Source organism: Amycolatopsis sp. NPDC043885, assembly GCF_056435685.1.
Genome location: NZ_JBWKEA010000011.1, coordinates 42,281 through 63,170 on the forward strand (window position 1 = coordinate 42,281; position 20,890 = coordinate 63,170).

Below are 20,890 nucleotides of genomic sequence, written 5' to 3' on the forward strand. Positions count from 1 at the left end.
AAGTGTCGCGTAAGTGGAACTGGAAGGTCAGCTCAAATGCTCCGGTCGGCCCCGTCTGGTTTGGCTGCGCGCCGGATTAGCCTATCTCTGACGCTAGCGGTGTAATACGCGAAATCATCTGCACTTGAGCAGGCGAATTCAGGGCTCTGGGCAGGTTATTCACCCTCTTCTAGCAGTTTTTCCATCAGCTCGGCGAAGCTGGGTGCCCCGGGTTTGAGCAGGCCGAGCTGGTCCTGCTGGAAGTACCTGGCGAATTGATCATGGTATGGACCCTCGAACACCATGGTCTTCGAGGCAAAGGGCCTGAACCGTGGGGTGAACGTGGACTCCAGCATGCCATCGGTTTCACGAAGGGTGGTCGTGACGATCCCGGGCAGGGCTTCCGGCGCGAGGGGTGTTTTCGCCCAGGGGTTGAGAAACAGTGTGAGTCCTTCGGCGAAGGTCTCTGGTTGCTCTGCGGGCCGGTCGCCCACGACGTAGGCGAATTCGGCGGGGCCAGCGGAGTCGGGTGTGTAATCGTAGCAAGTGCCGAAGCGCACCAGAGCTGCTTCGGAGTTTCCGAGACCACGCTCGATGCCGATGCGGTTGAACTTAGCGACCGTGTGCGAGTTGCTAAACAACACTCCGGCGAGGTGGGTGGCGTCGGGCTCTTTGAACAGCCCACTGGAAAGTGGCTTCGGCTTCGCTGACCAGTGGTGCTCGGTCAGCTCGTTCTGGATAATGGTGAGGGTGCCTGCTTCGTCGTGGCTGAACGACTGGTCTACGCCGTAGAGATAGCGGGCGAGCAGGCCGTCCGAGTGGATCTGGGCGTGATCGTTGTGGAAGGCGCCGACCGCGATCACGAACGGAATGCCCTTGACGTGAGACATTTCCCAGTAGGCTTTGTCTTGTGCGTCGCGGTGGGTTAGTTTACGGCGGAGTGCTTTGCCGAGCTGGAAGACGAACTCTTGATTGGCATCCTCCAGATCGTCTGGCAGCCAGCTCGGCGACGGTGCTGCCTCGGGTTTCGGCTCCTGGGAAGGGTTGGTGGTGGTCACTTCGATGGCGACGGGGCGGTCGCCTCGGATGACGAAGTCAGGGGCAGCCGCAGCACGCTCAAGGGGGAGCTCCTGTTCCTCGAGATAGGCGAAGAGCGCCAGTTCGAGCACCCGTGGGGAGAACCCGGTCGTCTGGAACTCGCGGACGAAACTGCCGTCGACATCGACGAAACGTTCAAAGGTGCCGTTCATCATCGCCCGGCCAGCGTCGTGACCGGCTCCCCGGGAAACTTCCGTGAATAACCGGTTGAGCTTGTCCGCTGGGACCACAGGGGCGAACAGGTCGCGTGACTTCCTGGCCATGATCGTGCTCCTGACTACGGTCTACGGCTCCGGTTACGCCGGAGACGTTGGCAGTCGTTGGTCTGCTTGACCAATATTGAAGCTCATCACGTTTTTGCCGCTCGACTCGGTGGGAGGGCGTTGGTGGCAGCGCACCCTCGCAAGCGTGACTTCGTCTCAGGATGCAGGCCAAGCAGGATCGCCTAATCTAGGACGACGGGATAGGCCCGAGGATGTTCAGACGGTGGTCGTCCTCGGGCCGACTGTGGCCACCATGGGAGGGCTCTCAGCAGCTCGCCGAGTCTGCCGTGCCGTCCGAGGTGGCCGCAACCACGATCATCTCCGCAACTCGGCGCGAGGAGCGCGGCCGATCATCATGAGGTGGCAGACTGTCTATTTGCCGCGTTGAAGTTTCTTGAAGACGTGGTTGCGGTGCCAGGCGTAGTAGGGTTCGCGGTCGGTGTTCCACCAGGTGGTGGTGCGGCCTTGGAGGTGTTCTGCGATGAATTTGGCGACGTCGGGGGCGTTGTCGACGGCGTTGCTGATGAGGATGTCGCCGCCGGTGTCGACGGCGATGTAGCCGTGCTCGAACAGGCTGTCGCATCCGAGGAAGCAGGCGAGCATGCCGACGTTGTCGAAGTCTTTGCGTTCGTCTTCGCTGCAGAATGAGCGTTTTTTGATGTGAGCTGCGATCAGGAAGTCTGGCGGCAGTGTGCTGCCGCAGAGCCCGCACACGCCGCCACCGATCCGGACGAGGTGCCGTTTGAGGGCACGGTGCTCGCGGCGCCCTGTCGTCGACCGGGTCTCGTCGGTCGGGCCGGCCGGGGGAGTGGTTGTTCCAGAAGGCGTGGTGTCTGCAGGGCCAGGTGAGGTAGCTGGGAGGTTGAGCATGTCGTCGAGGTCGACCAGGTCGGCAAGGCGTTCGGCCCGGTCGCCGTCGATGACGGTGAACCCTTGAACTACGGCACGGTCCTGCCAGCCGAGTACCGCGCGGACCTCGGTGATAGGCACCTTGATGTTGCGCAGGTCGGTGAGGGCGAACATCAACTCCCAGGTCAGGCCGTTGTCAGTCCGCTGCCACAGACGCTCCGCGAGCGCTTCGTTGCGGAATGTCAACGCTACGTGGCCCGCGAGGTAGAGGTGATGATCACCGTAGAAGAGGACACCATCGCCTGGCCGCAGCTTTGCCCACTTCCCGACGGTCGTTCCTGACGTGCCCGGGGTTGCTCCCCAGAACTGGGCCTTGCCTCGCGGGAAGCGTTTACGCAGCTCCTTGTACACGTTGGGAGAGAGCAGGTCGCGGTGTGCCGCGAACGGGACCTGCGTCTCGATGGTGTCCTGGAAGTGCTGGTTTACCGAGGGCTTGCTGAGCCCCGCGGGCTGAAGAGCGATCCTCACTTGTCCCCTTTGCCGAGCTGGTCGTACTTCCGCGCCGTGCCCCTGGCCAACTCGGCCGGGTACTTCGCGCCATTGACCGCGATCTTGTCAGTTAGGGCCGACAAAAGATCGACCTGAAGCACGTCCGCCAGCCGAAGCAGGTAGGCCAGCACGTCCGCCATCTCATGACGTACCTGCACAGCAGTTTGCGGATCGGCCATGATCTCGGCTGACTCGTCTGGGGTGAGCCACTGGAACAGCTCGAGCAGTTCACCGGCTTCGCCGGCCAGCGCCATCACCAGGTTCTTCGGTGTGTGAAACTGCTCCCACGACCTCTCCTGCGCGAACTGGCGTAACCGCTGCTGCAACTCCTCGACTGTCATGCCAGCAACTATGACCGACAGCTCGTCACCTCGATGAACGAGCCTCATGTGAGAACTGGGAACGGAGTCGCTCAGGTTGCACGGAGTTAGGAGCTTCGCCTGGCCTTCCGTCAGGCCGAGTCCGCGCCGCGGCTGAATTCGCATTTCAGCTGAGTGCTGACCGCTTCTCCCACATTCCGGCCAAGCGACCCTGCCTCCGCGAGGCTGCAGTGCCAGCTGCCTGTCGTTCATGATCGGGAGAGTAGCGGCCGGTACCGACAAAGCCGCGCGTTCAAGAAGCGCCCTCCGGTTCGGGAACCAAGCTCGTCAGAAACTCCTGGGTTTCTGTGTCGGCCGAATAGATGCGGCAGCCGAGGCTTGCCCGGGTGGCGAGTACCCAGTAGGTGTTCGTTGCCAGTCGTAGGTAGTGGTCGGGGTCGATGTCCCTCGGGATACGCGGATCCTCGTTGGTCTCGGGGACGGCCACCCAGCGGTTGCTGCGGCGGACGAGGTCGGGACCGAGGATGACGGCTCCGTAGTCGTACTCCAGGCCCTGTGCGGTGTAGATGCAGCCGGCCTGGCGAGCACCGCCGTTGTCGGTCGCCCAGAAGTGGGTCTTCGGGACGGGCCCTTCGCGGTCGTGACCTTCGTCGAAGGCGTTCCAGGGCATCGCCCAGTCCGGCTCGGGCGAACCCCATGGAAGTGTCACGTCTTTGGTCAGCTTGCCATCCCTGTCCGGTTTTTTGGTCCAGGGCCAGCAGAAGCCCGCGGTGATGCGGGCGGTGTGCCCGGCGCGGGTGTGGTGATCGACCCATTCGCTGAGGGCGTCGGGTGTGGGGGAGATCGCCAGGTCGTAGTCCGACGGTGTCCATGGCGTCGTCTCGCCGTAGAGCAGCTGCTCGAGCCAGCCCAGGTATTGCTGGGATCCGTTGCATCGGAACTGGCTGACCAGCTTTACGTGCGTGACTTCGGCACCGGCCCGGGCCGCCTGCTGTTCCAGCTCGGCGAAGGTGAAACCTTCTTCGGGCAGGACGATCTGATGTTCGTCGAGGAACAGGACGCACACACGCGTGCGGGCGAGCATCCGTTCGACCTGGCGTTGGTTCCGGCGCAGCCGCTGGGCTTCGTCGACGATCGGCACCACGGCGTTGCCCGCGTGCCTGCCGAAGTCGCCGACGTGGCTGACCAGTCCGTCCGCGCCGGGAGTGGTGATCGCGCGTGTGAGCTGATGGTGCAGGGTTCCGGACGGGGTCAGGTAGCACCCGTAGACCTCGTCGCCGACGACGCCACGGATGTCGGCCACCAGTCGCATCGCGATCACCGTTTTGCCAGTTCCCGGGCCTCCGGACACCACGATCAGCTGCTTGCGCGGATCTGATCGGGCGCGGCGTACCGCGTCCAGGACCTCCAGGTAGGCGTTCTGCTGAGCGCCGACCAGGCGGAAGACCGGCTCGCGCTTCACCACGTCGTCGACACGTGTGAGCAGCCCACCCGACGGCCGGTGTCGAGCCGTCAGAAACTTTTGAACCTGCTCCTCCGCAGGTGCCTGGAGGTCATCGGCGCCGAACATCTTGGCGAGTTGCGGCGGGCTCGGCGACGGCTGGATGTCGTCGCGGCCGAGGAGTGACACTTCACCGCTACCCGGGCTGTTCGCCACCGCTTCGCGCAGCGGGCCGATCACGTCGTTGCCGGCATCGTGGAGGTAGGCGACGGCCCGCGTCTCCAACCGAAGCCCGGGCTCGTCGATCCAGTCATCCAGGTAAGCGCGGTAGCCCGCGGCCTGACGGCTAGGGTGCAGATACTTGACGCGGCGGACCCAGCTGAACAGCGCAGTGGTCGAGTCCAGCTCTGTCCACTGCTTCAGCTCGACCACGACCGCGGTCACTCCGCCGTCGCCGCGGGAACCCAGCAACAGGGCATCGACTCGCTGCCCGCTGCACGGCAGTTCGTACTCGAGGAACAGCCGCAGATCGCCAAGTCCTGCGTTGGTGAGCGTCCGCAGCAGCGCCGGCCAGCTGTTCTCCCAACTCGAACGCTCCGAGTCGCTCAGCTGCCGCCGATACAGCATCGTGAACCGGTCCTCAGCCGCTTTGACGAACTGCGCCACCGACGCCTCGATCGCGTCGGCGGCCTCGGCGACCGACCCCCCATGAACGAACATGATCACAGAAATACCAGACGACACCGACAAAACTAGCGTCTCCTGCCGTTGCGGGAGCGATCTCCGCGCAGGCTCGATCGGCGTGTCTTTCTTGGCAAGCGTCCCCGACGGTCCCTGAACAGCCACGTCCGGCCCGGGTGGGCGCCGCCTCGTGCTCAGGGCGTCAACGAGCTGGAATATTTCGCGAGATTTTTGGAGGTAATGAGGGGTGGTATTATCTGAGGTGAGGAGGTCGCATGGATCAGTCAGCGGGGAACCCGGTGATGCTCACGCTCGCTCGGGACTCTCGTGGGCTCACTCAGTCGGACGTCGCGAGGCAGATGAGCGACCGACGGGGTGGTGGGCCGAAAATCACCCAGGGCTACGTTTCGAAGGCTGAGGCTGGCGCGGTATCCGTGATCGGCGAGCGCCTCGAACTCTTCGCCGCCGTGTTGGGATATCCCTCCGAGCTTCTGACGATGTCCGGAGGTGTCTACGGGCTTGGAACCGCGTGCGTCCACCATCGGAAGCGGCAATCTCTCAGCGCTGCCGCCGGCCGACGGATCCATGCCTACCTTAATCTGGCGCGTATCCAGACTCGCTTGCTTCTCACCGGCAGCGACGTTCAGCCGGACAACGCGTTCTTCCGCTTCCCGGTCTCGGCCGCAGACACCGCGCGCGACGCCGCGGCCGAGGTTCGACAGCGATGGTCTGTACCGCCCGGTCCGGTCGCCTCGATGGTCGCTCTCCTGGAGCAAGCGGGCGGTATCGTGGTCCAGCGCCGGACTTCCTCGAGCGCTTGGGACGCGGTCAGCCAGTGGCCGGACGATGAAGCTCCGATCTTCCTGCTCAATGCGGCGACGCCGACCGATCGACAGCGCTTCACCTTGGCTCACGAGTTGGGCCACATCGTGTGCCATCCCGTGCCAGGGCCTGAACAAGAGCGCGAGGCGGACGAATTCGCCGCCGAATTTCTCATGCCCGCGGCGCAGATCGCAAGGGAGCTCGGAAATGATCTCGATATCGGCAAACTCGGCGTGCTCAAGCAGCGGTGGAGGGTGTCCATGGCCGCTCTGGTTCGCCGTGCCCGTGACCTGGGGTTGATCACGGATTGGCGTTATCGCAGCTTGAACGTGGAGTTGTCCAGTTTGGGCTACCGAACCGACGAGCCTGGAATTCTGGAGCCGGAGCAACCGCAACTCCCACTACGGGCCGCGCAGGAGTGGATCACTCGACAGCAGGATGGCGTTGACGGCCTGGCCGCTCGCACGCTGTTAACGACGGAGGAGTTCGTGGAGATCTTCGGGCTCGCCGGGGCGACAGGTTCTGAGCCCGTCGCAAACGAAAGGGGCAGGTGTGGTTGACGATGATCGCACCAGACCGCGTGAGAACGGCAAACTGAACGCCGCGATCAGGGATATCGAGCGACTTCGGCCACCAGGGCGCGTCGGCCTTCTGACCGATCGGCTGCTTACCGCGGCCGGGACACGCGAACTCCTGAAGGTGCTGGGGGCCGTCGATCCCACCTGGGGTGGCGTCTGGGTCGGTGGTAACAACGCGGCGCTCAAGATCGCCGGCTACCGGGATGCCGGCTTCGATGATCTGATTCTTGTCCCGGATCTAGAGGCGTATTGCAAGCGGACAGCTACGCCAGAGGAACCGTTTGAGTTGCCGGAGACGCTCGGTGATGGGCTGGAGGCCGCATTGGACGATCAGCTCGCGCGGGGTGCGACGGTGGCGACTACACCTTCCTTGTACATCGCACCGGGCGATTCCGCCAGTCTCAAGGCGCAGGTCCGCAGGGTCGCGGAGCTGCAGCGCGACGACACCATCTACGTCGCGGCCGTTGCTGTCGCGTGGATCAACGAGACCTTCATCGACCAGTTCATCGCTATTCTGCGGACGGTGGGCAAGCCGATCGCGCTCCGGCTCGGCGGCCAGTTCGATCCCCTCGCCCAGTTCAAAGACGCCCCTGGAAACCTTCGCCGGCTCGAAGCGGAGGTGCCCCACTTAATGAGGCTGTCCACCGACCTGTCCGCCATCGACGGACTCTGTCACGGTGCCTTCGCTGGCGCGATCGGGCTCACCGGCACGCGTCGACACCTCGTTCCCCCCGAGGAGAAGGCACAGTCCGGGCCGAGCGACGGCCCCGTTCCGCCGAGCGTACTGGTCAGCGAACTGTTGCGATTCATCTGGGCCACAACACTGCTGAAGAAGTTCGCCAACTCGACGCCGCCGTCGTGTTCATGCACGGTCTGTCAAGGACAGAGACTAACTCGCCTGCTGGACCCAAAAGAGGACAAGCTCGAAGCCCGTTCGCACAACATCGCGGTCTGGAGTGACCTCATGCTTACCCTGCATCGGGACTTGCCGCTGCGGGCCGATCGGGCTGGATGGTGGAAGAAGCGTTGCCAGGTGGCAGTCGACCACCACGAACTCCTCAACAACCAGCTAGGAAACCCGAAGGCGTTCAAGCCGCCGGAAGCCTTGATCCGCTGGGCGAAGCTTCCGAGCTGAGCGACGCAGGTGCGTTCGGATGTGACAGATGTAAACCGTAAATCTGCTCAGCGAACTCCCAGCGTGCCGCCGAATGGTGTTTCACCACAAACGCGGCCGGCTCGATGAGCCAATCCCAGCCCGCGCTGGTCGGGACCGTGATCCCGACTCCCCAGTAGGATGCCTCGAGGACCTGCTCGGTGTCGGGGCTCGACCGACAGACCAGTATCCGCTCGGCGTACTGGCTGAACTCGAGCACGCGATGCAAAGCTGCGGACCACGATCGTTGGACGGTCACACTGACGCAGTCGACGGTCACGGGTGTCCGCGCGAGCCGGCACAGGTGCTGCGAATCCCGCGACACTATTGCCTGCGGTAGCCGCTCGACAATGCGTTGCACTCGGGCGGATACCGCCTGGCGTGCCACGGCCGCGCCCTCCGGCAACGTGAGCAAAGCGTCCAGGGCAGAGAGGTCAGTCAGGTCACAGACGCCCTCACCCTGGCGACGTCCGTGTTCGTCAACGTCCAACCGGTACAGGGCGAAGGCAACGGGGCCGTGGCCGGGGAGGCGGGTACATAGCCCCTCTGAGCCTAAACGCGGTGGAAGGCCGGAGCTGACCGCTGCGTCCACACCGACCTCCTTGCCTAGCACGTCCCTTGAACTGCTTGATCGACTCGTTCGAGTTTCGCCAGGTCACAGGATTGACGTAACTCAACTATCAACTATCTTGAAGATGAATACTACATCCAAGGAGCGATCTTGGACACCGACGAACTCGGCCATCTGCTTTTCGGCCGATCTTGTCGGCTCCGGCTCGCGCTCTGGATCCTCACCTACCCGAAACCGCGGTTCTACCAATCCGAGCCACCGGACGAGGTGATCTCTCAGAGCGCGGCAGGCGCGGAGCTGAGCCGATTGGTGACCCTCGGCATGCTCACTGTGTCCGACAGCAAGGAGCAGCGTCGGATCTACTACCAGCGCACCGACAGCAGCCTGTGGGCCGTCATCGATGCGGTCAGGCAATGGCAAGGAGCCTAGCCAGCACTCATCAGTGCGCTGCGGTCGGGTACTGCAGGCCCTGATTTCGGCTTCGGCTGTGGTTCCGCCCGTTGGGATTGGTGCAGGTCGCGAGTGCAACTCGTTGGAAAGGCCAGGCTCGAACTCGCTCATACTGTCCATGTCTCACCAGGTACTTCAGGAGATCGTGCCGGGTCGTCGGTCGTGCGTGCATAAATCGCACAACTGTTCGAATGTTAGGCGTGTGTTCCGTGTACGGCGAGACCAAGGGCGTGGCGATATTCCAACCGGCCGCTACCGGAACAGCTGCGGTCGTCACCGTCCCACTGGTGGTGGTGCACGTGCCGCTGAAGCCCACTGTTCGCCGATCCCGTCAGGTTCTCGGTCGCAGTCGGTAGTGCTAGCCGCTCTTTACGATCACCCTGCCGATCGTCGCTCCATCTGGTGCCCTCATGGGATGTGCTCGATCGCCTCGGGTATGTCGAGCTGAATCAATAGGCGACAGTGTCGCAGGTGGAGGTAGCAGCAGCTGGCTTCGAGGACGCAATCCCAGGCGGGGCTAGGCCCCCAATGGCTCAGTGGTCTCGGGGTCGGCTGACTGGTGGTCAAGCCTTGACTCGAGCTCAGCTAGGTAGCTGGTGAGCCAGTCGCGGGTTTGCTGGGTGCTGAGCGCCTGGTCAGCGGCGCGTTCGAGCTGGCCTTCGTAGTAGGCGATGTCGTGGGCGTTCTCTAGGAAGAGGCTTGTGGTGGGCTGTTGGTGGTGGACGACCGGACGGTGTTGGTCGTGTCGGTAGACGGTGAACCCTGTGTGAACATCGGTCACGACTGAGTCAGCGGGGACGAGATGGATGTGACGACGAGGCAGCGACGATGTGATCAGCAGATGTAGCACCTGTTCGTGCTTGACGGCCAGACCTTCAGGAATCGCGAGCAGCGCGGTTTCGCAAAGGTAGAAAGTGAGACGAGCCGACACCCGGAGGGATGTGAGCTGGTTGGCGAGTCGCGCATGCACTGCTGCATCCAGAGCAGGACCGTTCCTGGTGAGGGACTGGCGGATGTAGGGCTCGATCTGGAGCTGTCGCGGAATGTCTACAGGGTCGTAGACCGTAACGGACTCGCTGCCAGTGTCGAGCACGGAGATGAGCGGGAGGTCGTCGGAGAAGCCCACGGGGTGACTTCTGACCTGGTAGCCGTCGTCGGGGTGGCGGTCCAGGGCTACGAGGTCATCGAGTTCGCGAGGGGTTGCCTTCGCTCGGGCGAGGTAGATGGCGATGTCCCCGGCTTGGTAGTTGCGTAGACCGCTCTCTAGGCGAGAGATGGTGGAGGCGGGCCAGCCGAGCATGCGGCTCATGTCAGTTGCGAGATAGCCGGCGCGCATGCGGATTCGTCGCAGCTCGGCGCCGAGCTCCCTCTGTTTTGCGGTAGACAGCTGGGGCGTCTTCTTCGATTTCACCAGTTCCTGCTCAGGGGTGTAGTGGCAAACGCCGTGCTGGAAGCGGGGATAGAACGGCCGTCTCGTGAGACACGTGCCGTCGCAGGTGTTGTGACACATGAAGGCGGCCCTGAACTGGGGGAACGCTTCGTGTGACGGTTGAGTCGGCTGGCTTTGAGCCCGTCACGCCCGTCACGAATCGCCGTTGGAGGCGAGCCTTGGGAGACGGCGATCAGGTGTCGCATCCGTGGACTGGGCCGGCGCGCTGCGTCGCGACGAGATCTACGGCTCGGCTAGCGACTCGCTGGAACGCGGTCACGTGACTGGTAAGTCGCTCGAAGCCAAGTTCGGTGAGACGTAGCAGGCTTCGATGCCCTTCGTGTCGAGCCAGGTACCCGGCCGCGAGCAGCCGGTCGGTATTAGGGGTGAGGACTCGTGAGCTGACGCGAAGGCGCGTCGCAAGAGCGCCCTCTTCCTGCCACCTGACGTCAGTGAGAAGGCACAGCACGAACAGCCGGATCGGCAGGAGCAGAAGTGGGTCAAGCTCAAGCTGGAAGACGGGGATCGAGGCGTCGGTTGGCGATGTCATGACTTGTCGCGGGGTAGCTCGGCAGTGCAGAAAGCGGCGCTCAAAGTCGGAAGCCCGCGGCTTCGAGCAGTGCTCAGCAAATGCCGTGCACACGGTCTCTGAGCATCGGAGCCAGAAGAAAGTTGGAAGAGCCGGCGCAAGCGCGACGGCTTGCGGTGCTGAGGCGTGCGGAGGCGCTGGTCGACGGTGGATAGCGTCGACCGAGCTGACAGGTACGCCTTGCAGCGGCCACATGGTCGCCCAGGTGGAACGAGCATCGAGAAGGGCAGCACGGCGTGACCGCAGAGTCCCTCGTATCGTCCGAGGTCGTCATCCCGGCCGCGCGCGAACTCTTCGTCGGTTACGGCGTGATCGAGGCCGTCGATCTCGCTCCTGTGCCAGGTGACGTATATCCCGGCGGCCACACCTGGCCGCAGCACATCGCGCATGAGTCCTCCGCTACCTACAGGCTGACCAGCCACAACGGGCTGTATGATCTGAAATCAGCCTGCCTTATGCGCTCATTTAGGCGATAGGACGCGCGGACGACATAGCTAGGACATCTAGCGGGCACCATGAACCCCGGGAGGGCACGATGACGGCTGGCGGCGGCACCGACGACCTGCCGCGAACAGTTCTGGAGATGAAGCTCCGGGAGCGAAATCAGACCCTCGCCGAGTTCGTCGAGGATGCCGAGCGGTTCGCGCGCAGGTTCGGTGAGCCTGGCACGCTCAGCGTGCGGCACCTGCAGCGCTTGATCTCGGGACGCAAGCCGGACGGATCACCGGTCGGACGCCCGCGTCCGGCTACCGCGCGCCTGCTCGAACGGATGCTCGGTCTTGGGATCGGCGAGTTGCTGTCGGCACCTGACGCCGTCCGCAGTTCCACCGAAGACCCCGATGCGGAACTCCGGCAGCGACTTAGCGCTGCTCGCCGTGTGAACGCGGACGTGTTTACCCTGCTTCAGAGCCAGTTGTCCTCGGTCCGGCGCCTTGATCGGGAGCTGGGTGCTTCAACAGCCCACGAAGAGGTGGCTACCAAAATCCGGCAGATCGCGCGCTTGCGGTCCCACAGCCTCACTTCGGACGTTCGTAGCCGATTTGCCGCGCTGCTTGCCGAGTTCGGCACGCTCGCCGGCTGGCAGAGGCTGGATATGGGTTCCGTTCACGACTCCTGGCAGTTCTACGAGCAAGCCAAGGCGGCTGCTCACGAGTCTGGTGACGAGGCATTTGAAGTGCACTGCCTCGCTGAACAGGCCTTTGTGCTGATCGACGTCGGCGAGACTGGACCAGCGGTCGACCTGTTGTGCGCTGCCGAGCGTCAGGCCCGGCATCTAGCCAGCCGCCTCCTTCGAGCGTGGCTCGCCGCCGCGCACGGTGAAGCTCTTGCGGCAGACGGGCAGCGTTCAGCGAGTCTGCTGGCCTTTGATCGTGCCGCAGCCCTTTTGCCGACCGACGTATCCGCAGCGGACGGTCCCTACGTGGTGCTTGATCCTGTTCATCTCGCGAGGTGGCGTGGGCACGCGCTCGCCCGGATCGGCGAACCGGAGGCGGTGAACGTGCTTTCGACAGCGCTCAGCCGTCTCGATCCGACGTTCACGCGCGCGGAGGCAGCGTTGCGAGTGGACCTCGCGACGGCATTCGTCGCTATGGGCGAGCACGAAGAAGGTCGAGCGCACGCAGCTCGTGCTCGTGCCCTTGCTGTCGAAATCGGGTCTGTGCGGCAGCAACGTCGAATTGCCCAGCTCATCGCTTCGGGGCGCGACGACTGAGCGGGAGGTGGTACGACGGGCAACTGCCAGCCCGTAGGCTCGCGGCGTGGCTGACGAGCATGGGTCGTGGAAGACGTTCGGTGAGCGCCTGGTCTACGACAACCGATGGGTCAAGGTCGGGCTGACGGACGTCGAGGCGCCGAATGGCGAGCGCTGGGACTACCACGTCGTGCACCTCGCGCGGATAGCTATCGCGTTGATCGTGAACGACCAGGACGAGGCGCTGATGCTGTGGCGCTACCGGTTCGCCACCGAGCAATGGGGTTATGAGCTGCTGGGCGGCATGGTCGACGACGGCGACGACTCCGCCGGGACGGCCGCGCGGGAGGCGGCTGAAGAGTCCGGCTGGCAGCCGGTCGGTGAGCCGGAACATCTGGTGAGCTTCGAGCCGCTGCCGGGGCAGGTCACGGCGCCGGTCGACGTGTACCTGTGGCGCGAGGCCGAACACATCGGCGAGCCCACCGACACGGAGGAAGTCGGCAGGGTGGAGTGGGTGCCACTGTCGAGGGTCAACGAGCTTGCGCAGCGTCAGGAGTTGCTCGGATCGGGCACGCTGGTGTCCCTGCTCTACTACCTCAACTCACGCCGGGTTTGAGTCGCCTGGCAACACCAGTCGTTCCAGTCGACGTCGTAGCCGCACGGAGCCGACCTGGGAGATGATCCGCCGGGCCTGCTGTGCGTAGGTTCGGGCGGCCTCCCGGTCGCCCGATGCGCTGTAGGCGAGGGCGAGATCCACATATACGGCGGCGCCGGCGCGAACGAAGGACGTCGACCGGGCATCATCGGCCACGCGTTCAAGATGTTCGATCGCTTCGGGGGCGCCGAGGTGCACCAACGCGTTGCCGCGCCATCGGTCGAGATGGCTGCCGCCGAGGAATACGAACGGAAGCTCCGGGTGGACGACTTCGTTCGGCAGGAGCGTGTCGGCCTCATCGAACGCTCGGAGAGCTTCGTCCCGGTGACCTGCGATCGCGTGGCCTTCGCCCTCCGCGGCCGCGAGCCAGGCACGCAGCAGTTCGGGGGCGCGCTCGCCGATCGAACGCGCCTCCTCGAACAGGGCGAGTGCGTCATCGACGTTGCCCGTGTCGATGAGGACGAATGCCTGCTCAGCTGTGGCGTGAGCAAGCAATCCGGTCGATCCGGACTCCATTGCCGCGTATTTCGCGCGTTCGTAGTGCGTCCATGCCTGAGCAAGTGAGCCGATGTCGAGGGAGTTCCACCCCGCCAGCGTGGATGCCTCGACGAGCACCCCGGCCAGCGGAGCCCTGTCGCGACGGAGGATGGTGTGCCTGAGCAGGCCCTCGATCTCGGTGATCTGTCCGCGGAGCCGTTCGAGCCTCGCGGCTGATCCGAACCGACGATCGGCATGGCGAACGCTGATGACCTCATCGCGGAACAGTTCGATGGTCTGCTCGTCCACGCGGCGGGCGATGACCAGTCGTTCGGCCAGTTCATCGCCGGAGGGGCCGGCGAAATCGCCCGTCGGGAACCCGAGATCGTCGTCGGTTCGGCCATAGATCTCGCGCAGGACGGCGCGCATCGGCGGTTCGGGCACCACATGGCCGTTCTCCCATCGGGAGATATCCGTCTTGCGGCTGGGAACCGAGCGTTCGGGCAATCCGTGTGCCGCCGCACGCGCGTTGATTGCTCGCGCGAGTCTCTCCTGGCTCCAGTCAAGCGCATTGCGAGCGGCCTTCAAAGGACTTGTCGAGTTCATGACGCGCACCTCCGGCAGCGGCCTTGAACTGCGGAGATAACAGGAAATAACACGGGGCATGTAAACCGCTGCCAGCTCCCGCGGCCCGGAAAAATACCGTTTCTTGGTGACATGAGAAACGACAAGGAACACCGGCGGTCGACCGAGTCGGCCGATCGCAAACAGGATTTCGCGCTAGCCGCGGGAAGTCCCATCGCGGCGGAGCAACTCGGTGAGATCGGCGAGGTGCTCGGTGATCTGCGACAGCCGCTGTTCGATGACAGCGAGCCGCGCCGACACGGCGTCTTCCATGTCTTCGCGAGGCTGGCCGAGGGTCGGCGGGATGCGGCCATGCAGGACAGCGAGCAGATGCTGCGGGTGCAAACCGAGCGCGACCGCGAGCGCTTCGAGCGTCCGGTCGCTTCGCTTGCGCTCCACGGTGTGGTTCTGGATTTCGCGGACGATCGCCTGGGAGACCTGCGAGCGCTCAGCCAGTTCGCGTTGCTTCCATCCGAGCTCGTGTACGCGCTCGTTGATGGTCTTCGCGACCGCCGCCCAGTCTTCCGACACCTATTCCTCTTCCTTCGTGGTCCGCCTCAGCGCCGACATTAGCGCTTGACGGAATCAACGACGCTGAGATCCACACCGCGTCGCGCGTTCGGACCATTCTCGCGCCTTTGTGCGACTAAATCAGCGCACTTTCAAGGCTCAAATCAGCTTTATGACTTTAAGGACTACCCAATGCAGAAGAAAATGCCTGACGCTGGCGGTCCAGCGTTCTACTCTCCGGCTGACGCCGCCTGGATTCTCGGCGTTGACCTCAACTCGATCCATCGCGCCATCCGGATCGGCGAGCTGCGGGCCGAGCGGCGCCGTTCGCGACTCGTCATCCCGGCTTCGGAGCTGCGGCGAGCCCTCGGTGGGGGTGCGCGATGAGCGAACCCGACTACACGGAGATCGCCGCCCAACTAGACCGGTTCGCCCCTGTTCCTGACTCGGTCTTAAAGGATGTCGTCGAAAGGGACGGCCTGTGCTTCTGGGCATTCGAGCGCGCGGACATACCGGAACTGACCGGGGACGATCCACCTGACAGGGAGCTGGCCAAGCGGCTGTGCGCCGGCTGCCCAGTAATCGACGAGTGCCTTGAACTCGATCTCCGCACTACCGGATCGGATGCTCTCGGCGTGTGGGGTGCGATGCCTGATACCGACCGGCGCATCCTCCACGCGATCTGGCAGCGTCGCCGAGGAGGCGAGGCTCGATGACGCTTACCCTCTCATCGACACAGGTTCTCGCTGGACTTGGTGTTCTGTTCGCCCTGTTCATGGTGTGGCGTGTCGGCGCACGCAAAGCTCGCCGCACCGCCGAAACGGCACGAGCGGGCGCACGAGTCGTCTCGCTCGCCGGGAGAGTGCTGTTCACGGGAGCGGCATTCGTGGGTGTGCAGTGGCTCGTGATCACACATCCTGGCAACCCGACTCTGTTGCTCGTCGTACTCGGTGTGCCGGACCTGATCGCGGCATACGTCCTGACGCGTGCTCTGACCGTCACATCGCTCGATACCTCACGTCGAGGCGGTGGCCGATGATCGACACGAAGGAGGAGGCCGAGTCCTGTACGCCATCGGTGAGCCGTGCTCAGCGGCTCGCCGCGGAAGCCGCAGAGGCTGCCGATGTTCGCCGCTGGCGGACCCATCCGGACGTCGTCGCCCTTCGGATCGAACGAGTTCGTGCTCAGGTCGACCGGCTGTGCTGGGCCGGAATCATCCTCGGACTGGCTTTCACCGCGGCCAACGTCCAGTGGTTCGCTGCCGCCGGATCAGAATTCGGCTCGTTGCCCTGGCTGACGGCCTGGCTGCTGGACCCCACTGTGTGCCTGGTGCTGCTCGCCATCCTTCGAGCTGAGCAGGTCACTGCCCGGTACCAGGTTCGCACCGGGCGGTGGGTCCGTGCGGCGAAGTGGCTCACGCTGGCGGCCACGTACGTCATGAACACCTGGTCCTCGTGGGCAGCCGGATCACCGGCTGGAGTGGTCTTGCATTCCGTGCCGCCGATGGTCGTATTCGTCGCGGCCGAAGCCGTCACCGACCTACGCGACAAGCTCACGGACGCCGTGCAGGTTGCTCTCGTGAACACCGCGAAACCCGCGGACGTTCATGAACTGGCGACGGCTGATCGTGAACGCCCCGCTCGTCGGCTGTTCGCCGACTACCTCGCCGACGCGCGGCTGGCCTGGAAACCCGAGGTCAAAGTGACGCCCGCCTGGGTGCGAGAGGTCACCGGTTGCTCGCGCGGGTTGTCCTCCCGGCTCGCTGCCGAGCTTTCGGCCGAGGTGGCCGAGGGGGTGCGCCATGGCAGCTGAAGCGAGTTCAGAGGCTGACAGCGGTGTGTCTCTGGCCCGAATGGCCTCAGGCGACGTCGAGCACATCGGGCCGATCCTGGACGGCGAGTTGATCGACGACTCGCTACCCCAACCGCGTGTTCGGACCGTTCGTCGGCGGCTCGCGCGCTGGTGGAAGCACTCACCGCGAGTGCCACTGTGGATGAAGAGCAGGCCGCAAGCCGTCCAGGCTGCGAAGGACGCCGTGGTCTGGATAGTCAAGTCGCCACTTCGGTACGCGGGTGCGGTGGTCCGTGGGGCCGTAGCCGGTACGCGAGCCTGGCGAGGCTGGGTCAAAGTAAACGACTATCGGACGGCAGCCGAGGACTCGGAGAAGCTTGCCGACAAGTTCACGGAGATTCGTGAACTGACGCTGTTCCGCTGGAAGGTCACTGGTGCCGTCGTTGCCATAGTGGCGTTGGCGGTCGCTGTTGTGGATCTCCTGTACGGACACGATCCACTGTGGATCGGTGGGGCTGCCGCATCACTAGCGCTGGCGATTCTGGGACGCCGCAAGGATGGCAGTCCGGGACGGAAGCCCGCGCTTGCCGGTCCGCGCACGTTGACGTGGACGATGGATCCGCAAGTTCTTGTGGATGCGTTCCGCGACGCGAAGCTGATCGGAAAGGACGAGACACTTCGCTTGGTGGAACGAGCAACGCGTGTGGGCGACGGTTGGGCGGTCACCGTGGACCTGCCGGCGACGCGGAAGGCCGCGGATGTCGTGAAGAACCGGGATGCGTTGGCCTCAGCCCTGGCAGTCGACGAAGTTCAGCTCATCGTGGAGCGCGTGCGCGGAAACGGCGGGCATGCCGGCCGGATCTCGATGTGGGTCGCCGATGAGGACCCGTACGTTCGTGCGCCTCTTCAGACGCCACTGCTCGGCGTTACGCGGTGGGATGCTTGGCGGCCTGTTCCGTTCGGACGTGACGCACGAGATCGGCGAATCGATCTGCCGCTCGTGTGGACATCGCTTCTGATCGGCGCTATTCCCCGACAGGGTAAGACGTTCGCCGCCCGACTCGCTGCTAGTGGACTTGTCCTGGACGCTTGGGTGCGGCTCTACGTGGCGGACTTCAAGGCTGGGAAAGATTGGGTCGCCGCCGGGCAGGTTGCGCACCGCTTCATGGCTGGCGACGAGCCTGAACACGTCTTGGCACTCATTGATTGGCTGGCCGAAATGGTTGCCGAAGTCCAGGGCAGGTTCCGGCGTATGCGGGATCTGGACGACTTGGTATGCCCGGAATCGAAGGTGACGCCAGAGATGTCACGGGACAAGGCGCTGAACATGCCGATAACGGCGATCTTCATCGACGAGGTTCAGGTTCCGCTCGAAGATCGCACTCCTGTTGACGTACAAGGAAAGAGGCTTGCGGCAGGCGAATACATCGGCGAGTTGTTGACGTGGCTGGCCAAGAAGGGGCCAGCGGCCGGGATCGTGCTCGTACTTGCCACTCAACGCCCCGACTCCAAGACCATCCCATCCGGGCTCCGGGCGGTGCTCGGATCACGGTTCGCCCTTCGGGTGATGGACTGGCGCGACTCCAACATCGTGCTCGGCGAGCAGATGAACACCCGCGGATTCGACTCGTCTCGCCTTCTGCCGTCGCACAAGGGCGTTGGCATCCTCCGGCCGGACGGCGACACGGCGGCTGGGGCGGATGTGTTGGCGATGACGGTCCGCACGTACTACATGCCGAACGAGGACTGGCAAAGCATCTGTCAGCAGGGGCGCGCGCTGCGGGAGGCGGCTGGAACGCTGACAGGGCATGCGGCCGGTCAGGACAGCATGCCAACGCTCGATCATGCTGCCGTTGCACACGCTCTGGGCGCGGGTGCTGCAACGAGTCCATCGATGCCTGAGCTACCAGAACCGCTCTCTGCGCTCGTCGAGTATCTAGGAGTCGACCTCGGATCGGAGGGGCGGCAGTTTGTCCCCACAGCCGAGTTGGTGGAGGCGCTCGGCGTCGACCGCAGGACGCTTTCGCAGCAGATGACCGAAGCAGGATGCCGACCGACGCGAGACCGTGTGACCAGCGAAGACGGTGAGACTCGGCAGGTTCGGGGCTATCTGACCGCTGATATCCGCCGTGCTGTCGAGCGTGCCGGCGATGGCGATGGATACGCCGCCACGGCTGCCCAGCGATGAGCGCAAACCAGAACAACCAGCCTTGTCGGGTTATCCTACCTGCAGGATTGCCTGAGCTGACGCCTGCGGCAGCACGCGCCTTGCTGGCGGTTCTCATCGATCTGACTGAGGTGCCGGTCCTCGATGGACAAGGGATGGAGGTGACCGATGACCGCTGAAATCAGCGATCCATGGTCGAAATTGGACGAGATCCTCGGTCTTGAGGTAGCCGAGCCCGTGGACGACGGGATCGGCGCGTTGGCGGTCTACGGTCGCTGCTCGACTGAAGACAACCAGGATCCGGAGACCTCGCGAGGTTGGCAGATCGGGAACGCGCGCAAGTTCGTCGAGCCGCTGGGCGGCCGGATCGTGGCCGAGTACTTCGATGTGGGCCAGTCGCGGTCAGTGCCATGGGAGCGGAGGACCGAAGCGTCGCGTCTGCTCGCTGAGCTGAAGAATCCTCGCCGGACGTGGAACGCCCTGGTCGTCGGCGAGGGGACCCGGTGTTGGTTCGGCAACCAGTTCTCGCTCATCGCTCCGCGGTTCGCCGCGTACGGCGTGGACTTGTGGGTGCCAGAGCTGGGCGGAAAGTTCGATCCCCGGAATCCGTCGCACAAGATGCTGATGAGCGTGCTCGGCGGCATGAGTGAGTCCGAGCGGCAGCACGTTCAGGCGCGAGTCCGGGCGGCGATGGACGCGCAAGTCGTTAACGAGGGACGTCACCAGGGAGGCCGTGCACCGTACGGGTACGTGGTCGTAGATGGCGGGCCGCATCCGAACCCGAGGAAGGCTGCGGAGGGGTTCCGTCTGCGAGTGCTTGCGATCGACGAGCCGGCGGCCGAAGTCGTGCGCCGCATCTTCGCTGAGTACCTCGACGGGATGGGTGATCGAGCGATAGCGAACGGGCTCAACCGCGATGGGATCCCTTGTCCTTCGGCTCGGCGGCCGGAGCAGAACCGGCATCGGCTCGCTGACGGCTGGCAGGGCAGCACAACGCGATCAATCCTGGAGAATCCTCGCTATACGGGCTATGCGGTTTTTGGGCGGTCGGCTCGGCAGGAGATGCTGTTCGATCCCGACGACGTCGCTGCCGGCAACGTCGTGCGGTTCCGGCGAGCCAAGCCGGACCGGGTGGTTCGATCACGTAAGCCCGCTCATCCGAAGATCGTGTCGGTCGAAGACTTCACGCAGGCGCAGTTGATCCGGCGAGCCAAAGCGGCAGGCGGCCTCCGGACAGCGCGCAAGGCCGAACGCACGGGCCGCCCGGTGAAGCACGTGTACCTGTTCCGCGGTCTCATCCGGTGTGCCGCATGCGAACGGAAGATGGAAGGCAGCCCGCGCAAGTACGGCATGTACTACCGATGCCCGGCCCGAACTCTGGCACCGGGTGCACCGGCCTTGCTCACACATCCGCCCACGATCTATCTCCGGGAAGAGCCGCTGCGGGACGCGGTGAACGGCTGGATCGGTGGGTTGTTCGACCAGCAGAACATTGAGCAAACCGTCAGGCAGCTCGTGGGCGCTCAGCCATCGGCGCGAGCCGAGGTCGATGGAGTCGCAAGCAAACAACTGGAGGAGGCAGAAGCCAAGCTCAGGCGGTTCCAGGACGCCATCGCCGCTGGCGTCGACCCGACGGCACTGGTCGAAAGCATCAACGAGGCGCAGGCGGACCGAGCGGCTGCGCAGGGAGCCTTAGCGGCTGCGGGCGAGCCCGCCGGGATCACCGACGCCGAGGTCTACGCGATGATCGACTCGCTCGGCGACCTCGGGGCAGCGCTCGCCGACAGCGAGCCGGGCAAGCTAGCAAAGCTCTACCGGGATCTGAGGCTTGACCTGCGGTACGACAACGAAAAAGAGGCCGTCTACGCGACGACCTCTTTGCGTGTGAATAATGCGGGTGTCCGAGGGGGGACTTGAACCCCCACGTCCGTTAAGGACACTAGCACCTCAAGCTAGCGCGTCTGCCATTCCGCCACTCGGACTTGCTGATGTGAGAAGAGTATACGTCGCCCGGGAGGCCTTAATCAGGGGGGTACGTATCGTCACGAAGACTCACATTGAGATGATGTCCGGTTACCGTCTGATGGTGTTCAAGTCTACGATCGAGTGTTCCTGCCGCGCAAAACCGCAGGCCAGAGCGCTAAAGTCGAAGAGTGACGCTGAGTGACGCATAGTTACGGCACCTGACCCGGTACTGCGCGGGG

Annotated in this window: 18 protein-coding genes and 1 tRNA gene; 11 read left to right on the forward strand and 8 right to left on the reverse strand. The window is 64.1% G+C overall.

Going from position 1 to position 20,890, the window contains the following annotated elements:
- Window positions 1-155: 155 nt before the first annotated feature.
- From AC069I_RS27720 to AC069I_RS27735, 4 genes are all read right to left on the reverse strand, one after another.
- Window positions 156-1,340 (reverse strand): hypothetical protein, encoded by a 1,185-nt coding sequence (locus tag AC069I_RS27720; protein ID WP_478266721.1) that lies wholly within the window; start codon window positions 1,338-1,340, stop codon window positions 156-158.
- Between the two features lie 372 nt (window positions 1,341-1,712).
- Window positions 1,713-2,717: a hypothetical protein gene (locus AC069I_RS27725; protein ID WP_478266722.1), complete on the reverse strand. Its 1,005-nt coding sequence runs from the start codon at window positions 2,715-2,717 to the stop codon at window positions 1,713-1,715.
- Window positions 2,714-3,079: a nucleotide pyrophosphohydrolase gene (locus tag AC069I_RS27730; RefSeq protein ID WP_192744796.1), complete on the reverse strand. Its 366-nt coding sequence runs from the start codon at window positions 3,077-3,079 to the stop codon at window positions 2,714-2,716. Before AC069I_RS27730 ends, AC069I_RS27725 begins: the two co-directional genes overlap by 4 nt.
- Before the next feature lie 271 nt (window positions 3,080-3,350).
- Complete coding sequence (locus AC069I_RS27735; RefSeq protein ID WP_478266723.1) at window positions 3,351-5,219, reverse strand: DNA/RNA helicase domain-containing protein; 1,869 nt, start codon at window positions 5,217-5,219, stop codon at window positions 3,351-3,353.
- 236 nt (window positions 5,220-5,455) lie between these two features.
- Between AC069I_RS27735 and AC069I_RS27740 the strand changes: the two genes are divergently transcribed.
- The 3 genes from AC069I_RS27740 (at window position 5,456) to AC069I_RS27750 (ending at window position 8,733) form a co-directional block, all read left to right on the forward strand.
- Window positions 5,456-6,562, forward strand: a complete 1,107-nt coding sequence (locus AC069I_RS27740) for an ImmA/IrrE family metallo-endopeptidase (RefSeq protein WP_478266724.1) — start codon at window positions 5,456-5,458, stop codon at window positions 6,560-6,562.
- Window positions 6,555-7,715: a hypothetical protein gene (locus AC069I_RS27745; protein ID WP_478266725.1), complete on the forward strand. Its 1,161-nt coding sequence runs from the start codon at window positions 6,555-6,557 to the stop codon at window positions 7,713-7,715. Before AC069I_RS27740 ends, AC069I_RS27745 begins: the two co-directional genes overlap by 8 nt.
- A gap of 739 nt (window positions 7,716-8,454) precedes the next feature.
- Complete coding sequence (locus AC069I_RS27750) at window positions 8,455-8,733, forward strand: hypothetical protein (RefSeq protein ID WP_192744792.1); 279 nt, start codon at window positions 8,455-8,457, stop codon at window positions 8,731-8,733.
- A 538-nt stretch (window positions 8,734-9,271) separates the two neighbouring features.
- On the opposite strand, the gene AC069I_RS27755 is transcribed toward AC069I_RS27750, so the two are convergent.
- Entirely contained in the window at window positions 9,272-10,165 is an 894-nt protein-coding gene (locus tag AC069I_RS27755; RefSeq protein WP_478266726.1) for a helix-turn-helix domain-containing protein, read from the reverse strand.
- A gap of 1,142 nt (window positions 10,166-11,307) precedes the next feature.
- On the opposite strand from AC069I_RS27755, the gene AC069I_RS27760 reads away from it, so the two are divergent.
- Together AC069I_RS27760 and AC069I_RS27765 are read left to right on the forward strand one after the other, a co-directional pair.
- Entirely contained in the window at window positions 11,308-12,483 is a 1,176-nt protein-coding gene (locus AC069I_RS27760; protein ID WP_478266727.1) for a hypothetical protein, read from the forward strand.
- A 46-nt stretch (window positions 12,484-12,529) separates the two neighbouring features.
- The gene (locus tag AC069I_RS27765) at window positions 12,530-13,078 is read left to right on the forward strand and encodes an NUDIX hydrolase (protein WP_016333692.1); all 549 of its coding nucleotides are present in this window, start codon (window positions 12,530-12,532) and stop codon (window positions 13,076-13,078) included.
- On the opposite strand, the gene AC069I_RS27770 is transcribed toward AC069I_RS27765, so the two are convergent.
- On the reverse strand, window positions 13,064-14,200 hold the full coding sequence (locus AC069I_RS27770) for a tetratricopeptide repeat protein (RefSeq protein WP_478266728.1): 1,137 nt from the start codon (window positions 14,198-14,200) through the stop codon (window positions 13,064-13,066). The genes AC069I_RS27765 and AC069I_RS27770 overlap by 15 nt on opposite strands.
- A gap of 174 nt (window positions 14,201-14,374) precedes the next feature.
- A complete protein-coding gene (locus AC069I_RS27775) occupies window positions 14,375-14,749 on the reverse strand; it encodes a helix-turn-helix domain-containing protein (RefSeq protein ID WP_016333690.1) in 375 nt (124 codons plus the stop codon).
- A gap of 183 nt (window positions 14,750-14,932) precedes the next feature.
- Here AC069I_RS27775 and AC069I_RS27780 point away from each other — a divergent pair, with 183 nt between their 5' ends.
- The 6 genes from AC069I_RS27780 to AC069I_RS27805 all read left to right on the forward strand — a co-directional run bounded on the left by AC069I_RS27780 (window position 14,933) and on the right by AC069I_RS27805 (window position 20,603).
- Window positions 14,933-15,115 (forward strand): helix-turn-helix domain-containing protein, encoded by a 183-nt coding sequence (locus tag AC069I_RS27780; RefSeq protein ID WP_228688366.1) that lies wholly within the window; start codon window positions 14,933-14,935, stop codon window positions 15,113-15,115.
- Window positions 15,112-15,444, forward strand: a complete 333-nt coding sequence (locus AC069I_RS27785; protein WP_478266729.1) for a WhiB family transcriptional regulator — start codon at window positions 15,112-15,114, stop codon at window positions 15,442-15,444. Before AC069I_RS27780 ends, AC069I_RS27785 begins: the two co-directional genes overlap by 4 nt.
- Window positions 15,441-15,767 (forward strand): hypothetical protein, encoded by a 327-nt coding sequence (locus tag AC069I_RS27790; protein WP_478266730.1) that lies wholly within the window; start codon window positions 15,441-15,443, stop codon window positions 15,765-15,767. Before AC069I_RS27785 ends, AC069I_RS27790 begins: the two co-directional genes overlap by 4 nt.
- Complete coding sequence (locus AC069I_RS27795; RefSeq protein ID WP_478266731.1) at window positions 15,764-16,540, forward strand: hypothetical protein; 777 nt, start codon at window positions 15,764-15,766, stop codon at window positions 16,538-16,540. The genes AC069I_RS27790 and AC069I_RS27795 overlap by 4 nt, the downstream gene beginning before the upstream one ends.
- Window positions 16,530-18,707, forward strand: a complete 2,178-nt coding sequence (locus tag AC069I_RS27800) for a cell division protein FtsK (protein ID WP_478266732.1) — start codon at window positions 16,530-16,532, stop codon at window positions 18,705-18,707. Before AC069I_RS27795 ends, AC069I_RS27800 begins: the two co-directional genes overlap by 11 nt.
- A 147-nt stretch (window positions 18,708-18,854) precedes the next feature.
- Window positions 18,855-20,603, forward strand: a complete 1,749-nt coding sequence (locus AC069I_RS27805; protein WP_478266733.1) for a recombinase family protein — start codon at window positions 18,855-18,857, stop codon at window positions 20,601-20,603.
- Here the strand turns inward: AC069I_RS27805 and AC069I_RS27810 are convergent.
- Window positions 20,585-20,668 (reverse strand) — tRNA-Leu (locus tag AC069I_RS27810). The genes AC069I_RS27805 and AC069I_RS27810 overlap by 19 nt on opposite strands.
- Between the last annotated feature and the right edge of the window lie 222 nt (window positions 20,669-20,890).

What these genes read in the sequence shown, in the direction of transcription:
- AC069I_RS27780 (WP_228688366.1), top strand. Translation starts at nt 14,933, where the DNA reads ATGCCTGACGCTGGCGGTCCAGCGTTCTACTCTCCGGCTGACGCCGCC.
- AC069I_RS27720 (WP_478266721.1), bottom strand. Translation starts at nt 1,340, where the DNA reads ATGGCCAGGAAGTCACGCGACCTGTTCGCCCCTGTGGTCCCAGCGGAC.
- AC069I_RS27790 (WP_478266730.1), top strand. Translation starts at nt 15,441, where the DNA reads ATGACGCTTACCCTCTCATCGACACAGGTTCTCGCTGGACTTGGTGTT.
- AC069I_RS27770 (WP_478266728.1), bottom strand. Translation starts at nt 14,200, where the DNA reads ATGAACTCGACAAGTCCTTTGAAGGCCGCTCGCAATGCGCTTGACTGG.
- AC069I_RS27795 (WP_478266731.1), top strand. Translation starts at nt 15,764, where the DNA reads ATGATCGACACGAAGGAGGAGGCCGAGTCCTGTACGCCATCGGTGAGC.
- AC069I_RS27730 (WP_192744796.1), bottom strand. Translation starts at nt 3,079, where the DNA reads ATGACAGTCGAGGAGTTGCAGCAGCGGTTACGCCAGTTCGCGCAGGAG.
- AC069I_RS27785 (WP_478266729.1), top strand. Translation starts at nt 15,112, where the DNA reads ATGAGCGAACCCGACTACACGGAGATCGCCGCCCAACTAGACCGGTTC.
- AC069I_RS27760 (WP_478266727.1), top strand. Translation starts at nt 11,308, where the DNA reads ATGACGGCTGGCGGCGGCACCGACGACCTGCCGCGAACAGTTCTGGAG.
- AC069I_RS27800 (WP_478266732.1), top strand. Translation starts at nt 16,530, where the DNA reads ATGGCAGCTGAAGCGAGTTCAGAGGCTGACAGCGGTGTGTCTCTGGCC.
- AC069I_RS27805 (WP_478266733.1), top strand. Translation starts at nt 18,855, where the DNA reads ATGACCGCTGAAATCAGCGATCCATGGTCGAAATTGGACGAGATCCTC.
- AC069I_RS27740 (WP_478266724.1), top strand. Translation starts at nt 5,456, where the DNA reads ATGGATCAGTCAGCGGGGAACCCGGTGATGCTCACGCTCGCTCGGGAC.
- AC069I_RS27735 (WP_478266723.1), bottom strand. Translation starts at nt 5,219, where the DNA reads ATGTTCGTTCATGGGGGGTCGGTCGCCGAGGCCGCCGACGCGATCGAG.